We start from the raw sequence: 14,714 nt of genomic DNA, 5'->3' as shown, positions 1-14,714 counted from the left end.
GGACATCGAATCTGATTTGCGCAAACTTGGGAATCCAGATTCAGTCAAAAGGCGAAGCGCTCTAGTGGCATTTAGCTGTTCGTTGGGATTGGCGGCTGAAGGTCGGTTGGGAGCAAGCCTATGCGCTTGCGACCCTCGCGGTCCACGCAATGTGGATTGCCGACCTCAAGTCAAATCTCTGCAAGATCGCCCAGCGACTGTATCAGCGGCTGAATTTCGTTTTCATAATTCTTCCAGCGCTTGACCGACGATTTGTAAATCGGCTGACGAACCTGCCAGCGGCTGGGCGTGTTGACCGAACCATCCCTATCGAAAAAGCGCAGGCAGGCGTCGTCCCAAGGCAGCCCGAGATAATCTATGAGGCGGCGTGACTGCGCTTCCTGGTCCTCGACCAGCGTTTCGTAGCGATTTTCGAAGATAAGGCCTGGAAAAACCTTGTTCCAATGCTGCATCAGGCGGTCATACTCGCGATAGTACAGGCCTAGTGTGTTCAGGTCGGTGTTGTAGCTGTGCCCCTCGCTAAAATTGAGGACAAAGCAGGAGACGCAATTGTCGATGGCGTCACGACGGCAATGAATGATGCGTGCGTTGGGGAAGAGAAGCCCGATAAGGCCGATCAGTTCAAAATTGTGCGGCATTTTATCCACGACACGAAGTGCGGCAGGCGCCCGCTCCCGCAAATAGGACAGATGCTCTTCGGCCAGCGTTCTGGACAGGTCTTCCGTGATCGACATGACTGGCGGGTGCAAATCTCCAGCCGATGATGTCTTCAGACCGATCGCATTCGCGACCCGCCTTAGTTTGCTAAGCTCCCCTGCACCATGGACATCGGGATGGCTGGCGCAGATCTGCTCCGTGAGCGTCGTTCCCGAGCGGGGCATGCCAACCACGAACACAGGCACTTCGGAAGGATTTCCATAGCCGGCCCGGGCAGCCAAAAAGTCCGGCGTGAAGGTTTCAATCATCGAATCGATCCACCGACGATACAAGTCGATGTCGAACTTGTAGCCGGAGGCCTGTTTCGCCCTGTTGAAATGGTCGAATGCCTCATCATAGCGCTTGATGTCGTTCAGCACCTTGCCGGCGGCGAGATGGAGTTGCTGCGCGGCTTCCGAACCAAGTTTCGGATTACCGAGTTCGCGAAGGATGGATTGGAGCTCCTCTGGCTCCTCGGTGAACTTTCGTGTCTGTACAAGGTCGTTGTAGGCAGCCGGCACCCCAATACGGCGATCGATCGCTTCTTTCAGATAGTCGGCGGCTTCATCCATACGCCCTAAGCCGCTGAGCGCGCCGGCCAGCCCGGCTCGCACCTTGGGATGATCGCGGTTGATTTTCAGCGCCTTCTCGTAAAGCGGCAAAGCCATGTCGGGCTTGTCAAACGCCGTGTAGGTGCGGCCCAATGCGCAAAGTGCTTCGATAAGGCCGGGCTGCAGTTCCAAGGCGTACTGCATATGCCTGATTGCGTGCGAATACTCGCTGACCTTCACATAGGCCTCGCCCAGGCTGAGGTGGTAGTAGGGGTTTTTAGGTTCCTCGCCGACCGCCCGTGCGAAATATCGCAAGGCCCTCTCATCATCGTAACCCAAGTATACGGTCCCCAAGATGTACAAGGCGAGCGGATGGTTTGGCGTACGCGCCAGAACCCGAAGGCATAGGTCCTGAGCCTCGTCGAGCCGCTTGGCCTGCTGAAAGGCATATGCCTGTTTCAGCAGCGCGTCGTCGGCCTGCGCACGCGACTGGGCGTTTCCTTTCTGCGGGCTCGCTAAAGGCGTCATTATCGGCACCTTCGCTTTCGGCGCGGGTCCGGGCTTGATGTGCTTTGACCAAGCAGGTGGGAGTCGATTGTTCATAATATCTCGCTAGCAAAAAGAGATATCTCGCTAGCAAAAAGAGCGGGGGAAATCCAGCATGCTGGTTGCAGCCAAGGCGGGAGCTTGCGCGGCCAACTGTGCCGCGCTAGCAAGAAGGCCCTTTTCGAACGAGCCTTCGCCATGCGCCAGCGCCCTCCCCTCACGCCGATCGTCAGTGCGCTTCCCTCGACGGTGCCGTTTGTCGGCCCGGAGGCACAGGAACGTGATCGGGGTCGTGCGTTTCGCGCCCGCATCGGCGCCAATGAGAGCAGCTTTGGCCCCTCGCCGCGCGTCGTCGCCCGCATGGCCGGCATCGCCCGCGACATGTGGATGTATTGCGACCCCGACAATCACGATCTGAAGGTGGCCATCGCCGCGCATCTTGGCGTTGGCGCGGAAAACGTGGTGGTCGGCGAAGGCATAGACGGATTGCTCAGTCTGGTGGCGCGCATGTATGTGGCGCCGAGCGACGCGGTGGTCACCTCGCTCGGCGCCTATCCGACCTTCAATTTCCATATTGCCGGCGTCGGCGGCCGGCTGGTCGCGGTTCCCTATGAGAACGACCGGGAAAGCCTCGACGGCCTATTGGCTGCGGTCGCCAGGGAAAATGCGGCGCTGGTCTACCTGTCCAACCCGGACAATCCGATGGGCAGTTGGTGGGAAGCGGCCGAACTCATCCGCTTTATCGAAGCCCTGCCGGAGACCACAATGCTGGTGCTCGACGAGGCCTATGTCGAGTTGGGCCCGGCCTCGGCGCTGCCGCCGATCGATGTCGCGCAGCCGAACGTCATCCGCATGCGCACCTTCTCGAAGGCCTACGGGCTGGCCGGTATACGCTGCGGCTATGCGGTGGCCGAGGCCCAGGTGATCCGCGATTTCGAGAAGATCCGCAACCATTACGGCGTCAGCCGCATGGCGCAGATCGCCGGCGTCGAGGCGCTTGCCGATCAGGACTATCTCCAAAACGTGGTGGCGCGGGTCGCTGCCGGCCGCCGGCGAATCGCCGAGATCGCCGAGGCCAACGGGCTGAAGCCGCTGCCCTCGGCGACCAATTTCGTCACCATAGACTGCGGCGGCGACGGCGCCTTCGCGCTGAACGTGCTGCAGGCGCTGCTGTCGCGCGATGTGTTCATCCGCAAGCCGATGGTGCCGGTGCTCGACCGCTGCATCCGGGTCAGCGTCGGCCTCGACCACGAGCTCGACATTTTTGCTGAGGAACTTCCGGGCGCGTTGGCGGCGGCACGGGGGAACTGAAAAGGCGCTCTTCCTTCTCCCCTTGTGGAAGAAGGTGGATCGGCGCGTAGCGCTGAGCCGGTTGAGGGGTGTTGGACGGAGTGCCGGCGGTGCCAAGCTGGAACACCCCTCATCCGACCTCGCTTCGCGAGGCCACCTTCTCCCACAAGGGGAGAAGGAAGAGCCGCGCGGCTTGCGCCGTCTCGCCTGCCGGAACGCTCGATCCACATCCCTTGAATTAATTGAACGTTCATTTTTCTCGATGAGGTGACCATGGCGCGCACGACCGGTTCGGACGGGGAAAAGACCGAAGCTGCGGTCCGCGAGGCGGCGGTCAGCCTGATCGCGCGTCTTGGCTACGAGGCGATGTCGATGCGCCAGCTGGCCGCCGAGGTCGGCGTGCAGGCGGCGGCGCTCTACCGCTATTTCCCGACCAAGGAAGACCTCTTGTTCACGCTGATGCGCGAGCACATGGTAGGGCTGATCGAGGCGTGGGAGGCGGCGCGCCCGGCCGCGGCCGATCCGGCGACGCGGCTCGCCGCCTATGTCAAAAACCACATCGCCTTCCACATCGAACGCCGCCATTCCACCCATGTCTCGAACATGGAATTGCGCAGCCTTTCGCATGATCGCCTGACGCAGATCCTGCGCCTGCGCACGGCCTATGAAAAGGAGCTGCGCGCCATTCTGCGCGACGGCGCAGAGGCGGGCGACTTCAGCGTCGAAGACACAGGTCTGACTGCCATGGCGCTGATCCAGATGATGACCGGCGTCATCGTCTGGTTCCGGCCGGGCGAGCGGCTATCGATCTCGGAGGTAACCGCCACATATCTTTCAATGACGATACGCCTGGTTGGAGCAAAGGCCCACGGCGCGACAAAGACCTACAGCGTCGCAGCCCCTTCCGGCGAGCAAAGGACGTTGTAGCATTTTGGTTTTGCGCATGATCCACCGCGAAAATCGAATTCGATTTCGGGGCCATGCGCCGGGAGGAACGGCATGTACACGCACACACTTAACTTCGGGCTTGACGAAGACATCGAGGCGTTGCGCGACCTGGTGCGGCGCTTCGCCCAGGACAAGATCGCGCCGATCGCCGCCGAGATCGACCGTTCGAACGAATTTCCGGCGCATCTGTGGGCCGAGCTCGGTGGGCTCGGGCTGCTCGGCATCACCGCCGATCCGGATTTCGGCGGCACCGGCATGGGCTATCTCGCTCATGTTGTCGCTATGGAAGAGATTTCCCGCGCCTCGGCCTCGGTCGGCCTCTCCTACGGCGCCCATTCCAACCTCTGCGTCAACCAGATCAATCGCTGGGCGACGCCGGCGCAGAAGGAGAAACATCTGCCCGCTCTATGCACCGGCGAAAAGGTCGGCGCGCTGGCAATGTCGGAATCCGGCGCCGGCTCCGACGTAGTATCGCTCAAACTGCGCGCCGAAAAGCGCAACGACCGCTACGTTCTCAACGGCACCAAGATGTGGATCACCAACGGCCCGGATGCCGAAACACTGGTTGTCTACGCCAAGACCGATCCGGAGCTCCATTCGCGCGGCATCACCGCGTTTATCGTCGAAAAATCGATGGCCGGGTTTTCCGTCGCGCAAAAGCTCGACAAGCTCGGCATGCGCGGCTCGAACACCGGCGAACTTGTGTTTGAGAATGTCGAAGTGCCGTTCGGCAACGTGCTTCACGAGGAAGGGCGCGGTGTCGAGGTGCTGATGTCGGGCCTCGATTACGAGCGCACGGTGCTCGCCGGCGGCCCGCTCGGGTTGATGACGGCGTGCCTCGATGTGGCGATCCCCTATGTGCACGAGCGCAAGCAGTTCGGTCAGCCGATCGGCGAGTTCCAGCTGGTGCAGGGCAAACTCGCCGACATGTATACGACGATGAATGCCGCGCGCGCCTACGTCTATGCCGTCGCCGCCGCCTGCGACCGCGGCCAGACGAGCCGCAAGGACGCCGCCGCTTGCGTGCTGTTCGCTGCCGAGAAGGCGACGCAGATGGCACTCGACGCCATTCAGCTGCTGGGCGGCAACGGCTACATCAATGACTATCCGACCGGCCGGCTTCTGCGCGACGCCAAGCTCTATGAGATCGGCGCCGGCACCAGCGAAATCCGCCGCTGGCTGATCGGGCGCGAAATCATGGCGGAGGGGGTATAAGATGGCTACGCTCCAGTCCCAGATCTCGCCAGCATCCGACACGTTCCGCGCCAATGCCGAGCGCATGCGGGCGTTGGTCGCCGACATTGCGGAAAAGGCGGCAACCGTCGAGCGTGGCGGCTCGGAGGAAGCGCGTGAACGGCACCAGAGCCGCGGCAAGCTTTTGCCGCGCGAACGCCTCGCCCAACTGCTCGACACCGGCTCGCCCTTCCTCGAAATCGGCCAGTTCGCGGCGTGGTCGATGTATGGCGAAGACATCTCATCGGCCGGCATCATCGCCGGCATCGGCCGCGTCGAAGGCACCGAAGTCATGGTCGTCGTGAACGACGCCACGGTGAAGGGCGGCACCTATTATCCGCTGACCGTAAAGAAGCATCTGCGCGCACAGGAAATCGCGCTGCAGAACAAATTGCCTTGCGTCTATCTGGTCGACAGCGGCGGCGCCAATCTGCCAAACCAGGACGAGGTGTTTCCCGACCGCGACGATTTCGGCCGCATCTTCTACAACCAGGCCAACATGTCGGCTTCAGGCATACCGCAGATCGCCTGCGTCATGGGCTCGTGCACGGCGGGCGGCGCCTATGTGCCGGCGATGTCGGACGAGACAATCATGGTGCGCAACCAGGCGACCATCTTCCTCGGCGGTCCGCCGCTGGTGAAGGCCGCTACCGGCGAGGACGTCAGCGCGGAGGAACTGGGCGGCGCCGATGTGCACACGCGGCTTTCCGGCGTTGCCGACCATTATGCGCTGGACGACGAGCACGCGCTGGCGATCGCCCGCCGCATCGTCAAGAACCTGAATCGAAAGAAGGAGATCGGGCTGGCACTTCGCGATCCGATTCCGCCGCTTCATGCAGCCGATGAGCTCTACGGCATTGTGCCGACCGATCTGCGCCAGCCCTATGAAGTGCGTGAAGTGATCGCGCGCATCGTCGACGGCTCCGAGTTCGACGAGTTCAAGCAGAATTACGGCACCACGCTGGTCACCGGCTTTGCCCATCTCAACGGCATGCCGGTGGGCATCATCGCCAACAACGGCGTGCTGTTCTCCGAAAGCGCCCTCAAGGGCGCGCATTTCATCGAGCTGTGCTGCCAGCGCAAGATCCCGCTGATCTTCCTGCAAAACATCACCGGTTTCATGGTGGGGCGAAAGTACGAGGCCGGCGGCATCGCCAAGGACGGCGCCAAGCTGGTGATGGCCGTCGCCACGGCGCGCGTGCCGAAGGTGACCATCATCATCGGCGGCTCGTTCGGCGCCGGCAATTACGGCATGTGCGGACGCGCCTATTCGCCCCGCTTCCTGTGGATGTGGCCGAATGCCCGCATTTCGGTGATGGGCGGCGAGCAGGCGGCCACCGTGCTGGCCGTCGTCAAGCGCGAGGGGATCGAGCGCAAAGGCGGAGAATGGAGCGCAGAGGAAGAGGCAAAATTCAAGAAGCCGATCCTGATGAAATACGAGCACGAAGGCCACCCGCTCTACTCCTCCGCCCGGCTCTGGGACGACGGCATCATCGACCCGGCCAAGACGCGCGAGGTGCTGGCGCTCAGCCTTTCAGCCGCGCTGAACGCCGAAATCGAGGAGACAAAGTTCGGCGTGTTCAGGATGTGAGATGAGCGAAATCGACCAGAGGATTCGCATTCACAACGGCGACATCACCAAGCTGGCGGTCGACGCCACCGTCAACGCCGCCAACGCCTCACTTCTGGGCGGCGGTGGCGTCGACGGCGCCATTCACCGGGCGGCCGGCCCTGAGCTTGAGTTCGAATGCCGGATGCTGAATGGCTGCAAGGTCGGTGATGCAAAACTCACCAAGGGTTACAGGCTGCCGGCACGCTTCATCATCCACACGGTCGGTCCGGTTTGGCAAGGCGGCGGCAAGGGCGAAGCCGAGTTGTTAGCCTCCTGCTATCGGCGGTCGCTCGAACTCGCCGCCGCCAAGGGTTGCCGGACGGTGGCATTTCCGGCGATCTCGACTGGTGTATACCGGTATCCAAAGGACCAGGCGACGCAGATCGCCGTTGGCACTGTGAGCGCCTTCACCAGCCAGAACGCGGTTCCCGAAACCGTCATCTTCTGCTGCTTCGACCAGCAGACGGCGGAACTGTACCGGCAAACCGTTGCTGCCCTGGCGAAGGGTGATCTGCACCGATGAAAAGCACGATTGACATTATTCAGACTCATTTTCAACCAGGGTACTGGTCACGCGGAAAAATTGCGGCTATTGCTCTTTGCAAATACCAATGGGGATTGGGCGAAGATGAGACTGCGACTTTTTCAGAAAACAACTGTATCTATACTTGCGGGGTTGCTTATATTGGCGGCGCCAGGCGTTGGCACAGCGGAATCGCTGGCGGGAAGCAAAGGCGACCGCCGTTTCGCAGTCCATTTTCCGCCAGGTGCGACGGGAGACTGCCCGAAGGCCTACAAAGCCTATGTTGCAGCCAGCGGGCATTCCGCTTATGCCACGAGCTTTTATTCGCGCGTGGTCGACCTCTATATCATCTGTGGCTCGAGACTCAATGCGCCGTCCCAGAAGGCTGCGGAAGAGATGGCGCTGCGCAACTGTCAGTCCGGCTTGACGAGGTGGAAGGTCAAGACCGCCAGCGGCGGCTGCGCGATCGCGGCGTCGAAGTAGTTGCAGCAGCAACGGGCGCAAATACCAATGGGGATTGGGCGAAGATGAGACTGCAACTTTTTCAGAAAACAACTATGTCGGTACTTGCGGGGTTGCTTATATTATCGGCGCCTGACCTTGGGGCGGCAGAATCGCTGGCGGGAAGCAAGGGCGACAGCCGCTACCCTGTGTATTTCGCGCCCGGCTCAACGGGAGGCTGTCAGAAAGCATACAAGGCCTATGTGGCGACTGGCAGCCATTCCGCCTATGCGTCGACCCCATTCAATTGGGCGACCGAGTTCATAGTTTGCGCGCGTGCGAATGGATCTTCGCAAAAGGCTGCAGAGGCACTGGCGCTGAAGGACTGCCAATCCGCCCGGAAGCAATACAAGGTCACGACAGCGGGAGTCTGCAGCATAGCCGCCTCCAAGTAGTAATGCCTGTTGGCCTAGTTCTTTCCGGGGGGAAAAATGAGACCGAGATACGTCCAGAGAACAATTACATCGATACTTACAGTGTTGCTTATACTCACGGTGCCAGGCGCCGGAGCGGCGGAATCGCTGGCGGGAAGCAAAGGCGACACCCGTTTCCACCCATATTTGCCGCGGAACTCGAAGGATCCGTGTACCAAGGCTTTCAAGGCCTATGTCGCGGCCAGCGGCCATTCAGCCTATGCGACCACCCCATACATGCGGGTGACTTCGTTGTACATCGTCTGCGGCTCGCGCTTGAATGCACCGTCACAGAAAGCTGCCGAAGAACTGGCGTTGAAATCCTGTCAGGCCACCCGCAACAGTTACAAGGTCACGACAGGTGGGGGTTGCGAGGTCGCAGCCTCCAAATAGGCAAATATCTGTCAGTTTTGGGTTCTTCAAATGGGCTGGGCAATGAAATCCATCAAACGAGCAATCATGTCGGTGCTTGCAGGACTGCTTATGGTCACTGAACCGAATGTCGGCGCTGCGGAATCGCTGGCGGGAAGCAAGGGCGACGTCCGTTTCTATCCATATTTGCCGCCAAGCCCTGATCGACCGTGCACCAAGGCTTACAAGGCCTATGTAGCGGCCAGCGGCCATTCAGCCTACGCAACCACTCCGTATTCCCGCGTGCGTTCGCTGTACATCATCTGCGGCTCGCGCTTGAATGCGCCGTCACAGAAGGCTGCCGAGGATCTGGCGATGAAATCCTGTAAAGCCACCCGCAGCTATTACAAGGTCACGACAGGCGGAGGTTGCGAGATCGCTGCCTCCAAGTAAGCAGGCCTGGCTTACCGATCCTTTGACAATGGCCGGACTGCAAAGCAGGGTGTTGCCACAGCTCGCGTGAAGGAGCATTCGCGCCGTTGGCGGCAAGCTCTGGCTTTGGAGGTCCCATGTTCGCGAAAATTCTGATCGCCAACCGTGGCGAGATCGCTTGCCGGGTGATCCGCACGGCACGCAAGCTGGGCGTGCGCAGCGTCGCCGTCTATTCCGACGCCGACGCCGGGGCTTTGCATGTCGGGATGGCCGACAAAGCCATGCACATCGGCGCCTCGCCTGTCGGCGAAAGCTATTTGCGCGGCGACAAGATTGTCGCGGCGGCTTTGGCCACCGGCGCGGAAGCCATCCATCCGGGCTACGGTTTTCTGTCGGAAAACCCTGATTTCGTCGACCAGGTGACGGCTGCCGGGCTCGTCTTCATCGGCCCGTCGGCGGCCTCGATCCGCGCCATGGGACTGAAGGACGCGGCCAAGCGGCTGATGGAGAAGGCCGGCGTGCCTGTTGTGCCGGGCTATCACGGCGAGGCGCAGGAGATTGTGCTGCTCGCCTCCAAGGCACGCGAGATCGGCTATCCCGTGCTGATCAAGGCGCGCGCCGGTGGCGGTGGCAAGGGCATGCGGCGCGTCGATCATCCCGACGACTTTTCCGAGGCGCTGTCGGGTGCGCGGCGCGAGGCCAAGGCCGCTTTCGGCGACGACCGCGTGCTGGTCGAGAAATATATCGACAAGCCGCGCCACATCGAGGTTCAGGTATTCGGCGATATCTTCGGCAATGTCGTGCATCTCTACGAGCGCGACTGCTCGGCGCAGCGCCGCCACCAGAAGGTGATCGAGGAAGCCCCTGCCCCCGGCATGACGCCGGCATTGCGCAAGGCGATGACGGAGGCGGCGGTGAAGGCCGCCAAGGCGATCAACTATTCCGGGGCCGGCACGATTGAGTTTATCGTCGATGCCTCGCAAGGGCTGAAGGCCGACCGCTTCTGGTTCATGGAAATGAACACCCGCCTGCAGGTCGAGCACCCCGTCACCGAAATGGTCACAGGCATCGACCTGGTCGAATGGCAGTTGCGGGTAGCGTCCGGCGAGAAGCTGCCGAAGATGCAGAGCGAGATCACGTTCTCCGGCCATGCCTTCGAAGCGCGCATCTATGCCGAGGACGCGGCAAAGGGTTTTTTGCCGGCGACGGGCACGCTGCATCACCTGAAATTTCCCGATTCCGCGCCCGAGGGCGCCAGCATGCGGATCGAGACCGGCGTGCGGGCCGGCGATGCCATCTCGCCCTTCTACGATCCAATGATCGCCAAGCTGATCGTGCACGGCAAGAGCAGGCAGGCGGCACTCGAAGCGCTGGGCATAGCCCTTTCGCAGACCGAGATCGCCGGCTCGACTGTCAACACCGCCTTTCTCGCTGCTCTTGCCGCTGATGCGGACTTTTCGGCAGGCGATGTCGATACCGGCCTGATCGGTAGACATCAGCAAGCGCTGACCGCAGTCCCGCCGCCGAGCAGCGAGATCGTCGCCGCAGCCGCATTTGCGGCGTCCGGCGCCGGGACTCAGGCGCCGTCCAACGATCCGTGGTCGTCGCTTGCCGGTTATTCGCATTTCCACACTGTTCCGCGGCGCACGTGGCTAAGATACAGCGGTGATGAGATCGTCGCGCTCGTGTCGGTGCGGCCGGACAAGCGCTTCCAAGTGGCACTGGACGCACCTTATGACAGCGCCAGTCCGCTCGATCTTCGCGCCGCCCCTCGCCTCGCCCGCTGGCCAGGCCATGTCACTGTCTTTTCGGGCGCCATCGGCTACAGCTTCGCGGTGCCGGACCCGCTGGCGAGGGCCGACGAAATCGCCGCCGGCTCTGACAGCCTGCGCGCGCCGATGCCGGGCCTGGTCAAGCTGGTGCGCGCGGCAAGAGGCGAGGCCGTCATCAAGGGTCAGCCGCTGTTGATCCTGGAAGCGATGAAGATGGAGCACACGATTTCCGCCACTCATGACGGGACCATCGCCGAGATCGCAGCGGAAGGCGCACAAGTCACCGACGGGACCGTGCTGGTGCGTTTTGCCGAGGAAGCCCACGTCTGACCGCTGTTCCTTCATCCACGAGGCGACGTCGAGACACGCGCCACAAACGCGTGCCCAAAATGAAAATGGCCGGGTCTGCCCCGGCCATGTCCGATTGTCGCCAGGCGCTAAAGCGCGTCTCATTCGACCCGCTTTAGTTCTTGTTTTATGGATGTCGTTATCGCAAAACCGCTGCGCACTTTCGCGCGACATGCATTAGCCATTACGGCTGGATCGGCGCGTATTTGCCGTCATGCCACTGGTTGATGTCGTAGCTGACATTCTTGAGGTCGCCCTTTTCATCGAAAGTGACAGGGCCGACGACGGTGCTGATCGGCTCGCCATTCTTCAGCGCTTCGGCAACCTTGGCCGGGTCGTCGCTGCCGGCGCGCTTGATACCCTCGGCAAAGGCCTGGATCACGGCATAGGAGAACAGCGTGAAGCCCTCGGGCACGAAGCCGCCCGCCTTGATCTTTTCGATGGCTTCCTTCGCTTCGGGCTTCGCCTGCGGATCCGACGGGAAGACAAACATGGTGCCTTCGCCGGCCGGACCGGCGACCTGCCAGAATTCCGGCGTGGCGATCGAGTCCGGCATGATCAGCTGATACTTCAGGTTCTGTTCCGCCGACTGGCGCAGGATGAGGCCGGCTTCGGGGTGGTAGCCGCCGAAATAGACCACATCCGCCTTCAGGTCCTTGAGCTTGGTGACAAGCGCCGCGTAGTCTTTTTCACCGGCGTTGATGCCCTCGTAAAGGATCTCTTTGAGACCGTTCTGGTTCATCGTTGCCTTGACGGCGTCGGCGACGCCCTGCCCATAGGCGCTTTTGTCGTGCATGATGACGACGTTCTTGCCGGCATATTTCTTGGCGATCCATGGACCGATGAAAGCGCCCTGCGCATCATCGCGCGTATAAAGGCGCATGATCGTCGGCCAGCCGGCTTTCGCGGCCGCGTCGGTCAGCTCTGGATTCGACGAAGCCGGACTCATCATCAACGTCCCGGCTTCGGCGTAGACGGCCGAGGCCGGAATGCTCGAGCCCGAGCAGGCATGCCCATCGACGAACTTGACACCGTTGGCAACGATGCGGTTGGCGACCGAAACCGCCTGTTTCGGATCGCACTGGTCATCCTGTACGTCGAGCTTGATCTGGCGGCCTTCGACACCTCCAGCCGCGTTGATCGCGTCGGCGGCGGCTTGCGCGCCCTGCTTGAACTGGTCGCCGATGGTGGCAAGCTGTCCGGTCATTGGTCCGACCACCGAAAAGGTGATGTCTTCGGCGAACGCAACCGGCGCGCTCATCATCAGGCCGATTATGGCCGCGCTCAAAATACCCAACTTTTTCATGGTGACACAACTCCTCCACTCTCGCGCGGCCGCTCCGGCCGCGCCTCTTCCAGAGTGGCCGGGAGAATCTCACCCTTCGCCAAGCCTGTCTAGGCGCATCGGCGGCACTCAATTGGGCCTGCAGCCTTTCTGTTTGACCATGATCTTTTCCAAAAACCGGTTTCCACTTTTTGGGATCATGGTCAGAAAACGCAAAAGCCGCGCCTGCCTTGTTCCGGCCGGTCGCGGCTTTGTCGATCGAACAATCCCGAACGCTCACGCGCCCGAAAACCGCTCGCCTTCCCTGTCCGTCGCGCAGCCTGGCCGTATCCGGCCTGCCGCGTTCTTGTCATTGTTGGTACGACCGTCTTGCGCGGCCTTGTTCTTGCCGGCCCGGCCGTCTTGCGCGGCCTCGACCTGAAGCGTCCCTGTCGGTATCTCAGTGCCTGATGAACTCAGGGCCAACCTAGTGCATTGTCATCCATTCGCGGGCTTCGCGCAGAGCCCTGGCGATCTCGACCTTCGACATGGCGGCCGACAATTCCGAGCGCAGTTCCGCAGCGCGGACAGAACCCTTGATCGCAGCAATATTGAACCATTTGTGGGCGGCGACGACATCGGTCTCGCAATCGCGGCCAGTCGCATACATCATGCCCAGTTCGAAAAGAATGTCGGCCTGGGCAGTTGCCCCCATGGCGCCGAAGCCGGCTTCAGGCATTTCAAAACGTGCCATTTCAATCCCCTGTTCTAGCCCCTGTCAGGCTCCCGAGAGCTGCCTCGTTCTGTCCCTTGGTATCTGTTGATAAACCTTGGGGGTGGCCGCTCTTTCGATGTTTTCGAGAATGAACCGGAGGCTTGAATCCGTCGTTAAGTGGCGTGCTTAATTTGAGGAAAACAAAGCTAAAACAAGAGGTAAACGCGAGAATTCGTTAAGGATGCGAAGCCAGCAATTTCGCCGGTTTGCACTAAATTTGACGAAAATTTGCGAGGCGAAGATCAAGACTCCGCTAACCACGGGAGACAAAGACGGAGTTGCGAACGTTTCATTTCTCACCGATGAGACCGCTTCGGGCGACCAGAAAATCCTGAAGTCTTCCGCAGCGGCACCGCTTTTGTTTTGCCGGGACGTGAATTAGCTTACGTTTGCGTAAAAGGCAGACCGGCGGGCGGAACATCCGGCCGGATTTCCACCGGGAGGACAAACATGTTTCGCAAAATCAGCATGGCCTTGGCGGCCACATGGATCATGGCCGGCACGGCTTGGGCCGATCCGATCGAGGGCAACTGGAAAACGCAGGCCGGCGCGACCGCCGCCATAGCCGGCGGCGGCGGGGCATTCTCCATCACGCTCAAATCAGGCAAATTTTCCGGCAAGCGCATTGGTTCGTTCAAGGTGTCCGGCGCCAACAAATATACCGGGACCATAACCGACCCGGAGACCGACAAGACCTATTCCGGCAAGGCCTCGGTCTCAGGCGCTTCGCTCAAAATGAGCGGCTGCGTGCTCGGCGGGCTGATTTGCAGGACCCAGACCTGGCACAAGCTCTGATCGTTTTGACTGCCACAAATTGAAAACGGGGCCGAGAAGGCCCCGTTTTTGTTTGCGCCGTCTGTTTGAGTGCATCCTTCGTCCCTGTCACCAAGATTTGGGGGGCAGCAAGACTGCGGGCCGGCAGCACGACTGCGGCGACGCTCGTGGCCGGCGACCGCGCGGTAGCGGCGGGCACTCAACACTCCGTCGATAAGTTTGAACCGCAGATGAACGCCGGCATCAGAACCGGTTCAGTTGCATCAGGGCATTCTCATGCGTGTTGAAGGAGACACCACGCAATGTTCGCCCGCCGCTTCACCATCGTCTGCCTGCTGATGAGCCTGTTCGGCATGTTGTTCGCCATCCTGGTTGCCGAGGCCGGCCGCCCGGCCCGCTCCTGGGACCAGGCCAATTCCTGCCGGTTCGGTTGCCCGAGCCACCTTCGCCATTGAAGCCGGCAAAACCTTAGAGAGAAGAAACATACCATGAACCGCATCGTCGCCAACGCCCTCAAGGCCCTTCGGCTTGTGCCGCGGGCGACGCTCATCCTGACGGTTCTTGCAGCGCCGGTTCTGGCCGTGCCCACGATGCGCGCCGATGCCGGCTCGACGATCGAAGCGCCGGCGTTGAAGAAGAACGGCGTCGGCTTTGTGCTGTTGGTCAGCCTGCGACGCGGCTAGGG

Annotated in this window: 14 protein-coding genes; 11 read left to right on the top strand and 3 right to left on the bottom strand. The window is 61.2% G+C overall.

What is annotated here, in order from left to right; genetic code table 11:
* Window positions 1-170: 170 nt before the first annotated feature.
* Window positions 171-1,850 carry a tetratricopeptide repeat-containing sulfotransferase family protein gene (locus ACWUKX_RS26725; RefSeq protein ID WP_456009739.1) on the bottom strand — a complete coding sequence of 560 codons (1,680 nt, stop codon included), beginning with the start codon at window positions 1,848-1,850 and terminating at the stop codon, window positions 171-173.
* 141 nt (window positions 1,851-1,991) lie between these two features.
* Here ACWUKX_RS26725 and ACWUKX_RS26720 point away from each other — a divergent pair, with 141 nt between their 5' ends.
* The 8 genes from ACWUKX_RS26720 (at window position 1,992) to ACWUKX_RS26685 (ending at window position 11,198) form a co-directional block, all read left to right on the top strand.
* On the top strand, window positions 1,992-3,104 hold the full coding sequence (locus ACWUKX_RS26720; protein ID WP_456009738.1) for a pyridoxal phosphate-dependent aminotransferase: 1,113 nt from the start codon (window positions 1,992-1,994) through the stop codon (window positions 3,102-3,104).
* A 252-nt stretch (window positions 3,105-3,356) separates the two neighbouring features.
* The gene (locus tag ACWUKX_RS26715) at window positions 3,357-4,010 is read left to right on the top strand and encodes a TetR/AcrR family transcriptional regulator (RefSeq protein WP_456009737.1); all 654 of its coding nucleotides are present in this window, start codon (window positions 3,357-3,359) and stop codon (window positions 4,008-4,010) included.
* A gap of 72 nt (window positions 4,011-4,082) precedes the next feature.
* The gene (locus ACWUKX_RS26710) at window positions 4,083-5,246 is read left to right on the top strand and encodes an isovaleryl-CoA dehydrogenase (protein ID WP_127211891.1); all 1,164 of its coding nucleotides are present in this window, start codon (window positions 4,083-4,085) and stop codon (window positions 5,244-5,246) included.
* Window position 5,247: 1 nt separating this feature from the next.
* On the top strand, window positions 5,248-6,855 hold the full coding sequence (locus ACWUKX_RS26705) for a carboxyl transferase domain-containing protein (protein WP_456009736.1): 1,608 nt from the start codon (window positions 5,248-5,250) through the stop codon (window positions 6,853-6,855).
* A 1-nt stretch (window position 6,856) separates the two neighbouring features.
* Window positions 6,857-7,399, top strand: a complete 543-nt coding sequence (locus tag ACWUKX_RS26700) for an O-acetyl-ADP-ribose deacetylase (protein WP_456009735.1) — start codon at window positions 6,857-6,859, stop codon at window positions 7,397-7,399.
* A 9-nt stretch (window positions 7,400-7,408) separates the two neighbouring features.
* Window positions 7,409-7,882: a hypothetical protein gene (locus tag ACWUKX_RS26695; protein ID WP_456009734.1), complete on the top strand. Its 474-nt coding sequence runs from the start codon at window positions 7,409-7,411 to the stop codon at window positions 7,880-7,882.
* Between the two features lie 866 nt (window positions 7,883-8,748).
* The gene (locus tag ACWUKX_RS26690; RefSeq protein ID WP_456009733.1) at window positions 8,749-9,117 is read left to right on the top strand and encodes a hypothetical protein; all 369 of its coding nucleotides are present in this window, start codon (window positions 8,749-8,751) and stop codon (window positions 9,115-9,117) included.
* Between the two features lie 116 nt (window positions 9,118-9,233).
* A complete protein-coding gene (locus ACWUKX_RS26685) occupies window positions 9,234-11,198 on the top strand; it encodes an acetyl/propionyl/methylcrotonyl-CoA carboxylase subunit alpha (protein WP_456009732.1) in 1,965 nt (654 codons plus the stop codon).
* Between the two features lie 202 nt (window positions 11,199-11,400).
* Here the strand turns inward: ACWUKX_RS26685 and ACWUKX_RS26680 are convergent, their stop codons facing one another.
* The gene (locus ACWUKX_RS26680; protein WP_095519661.1) at window positions 11,401-12,522 is read right to left on the bottom strand and encodes a branched-chain amino acid ABC transporter substrate-binding protein; all 1,122 of its coding nucleotides are present in this window, start codon (window positions 12,520-12,522) and stop codon (window positions 11,401-11,403) included.
* Between the two features lie 445 nt (window positions 12,523-12,967).
* On the bottom strand, window positions 12,968-13,234 hold the full coding sequence (locus ACWUKX_RS26675; RefSeq protein ID WP_027152750.1) for an SEL1-like repeat protein: 267 nt from the start codon (window positions 13,232-13,234) through the stop codon (window positions 12,968-12,970).
* A 471-nt stretch (window positions 13,235-13,705) separates the two neighbouring features.
* Between ACWUKX_RS26675 and ACWUKX_RS26670 the strand changes: the two genes are divergently transcribed.
* From ACWUKX_RS26670 to ACWUKX_RS26660, 3 genes are all read left to right on the top strand, one after another.
* The gene (locus ACWUKX_RS26670) at window positions 13,706-14,050 is read left to right on the top strand and encodes a DUF2147 domain-containing protein (protein ID WP_456009731.1); all 345 of its coding nucleotides are present in this window, start codon (window positions 13,706-13,708) and stop codon (window positions 14,048-14,050) included.
* Window positions 14,051-14,331: 281 nt separating this feature from the next.
* Complete coding sequence (locus tag ACWUKX_RS26665; protein WP_164759935.1) at window positions 14,332-14,484, top strand: hypothetical protein; 153 nt, start codon at window positions 14,332-14,334, stop codon at window positions 14,482-14,484.
* 33 nt (window positions 14,485-14,517) lie between these two features.
* A complete protein-coding gene (locus tag ACWUKX_RS26660; RefSeq protein WP_065010445.1) occupies window positions 14,518-14,712 on the top strand; it encodes a hypothetical protein in 195 nt (64 codons plus the stop codon).
* Window positions 14,713-14,714 lie beyond the last annotated feature (2 nt).

This window comes from Mesorhizobium sp. f-mel (genome assembly GCF_053850215.1).
This window is presented reverse-complemented; position numbering and strand designations above follow the sequence as displayed.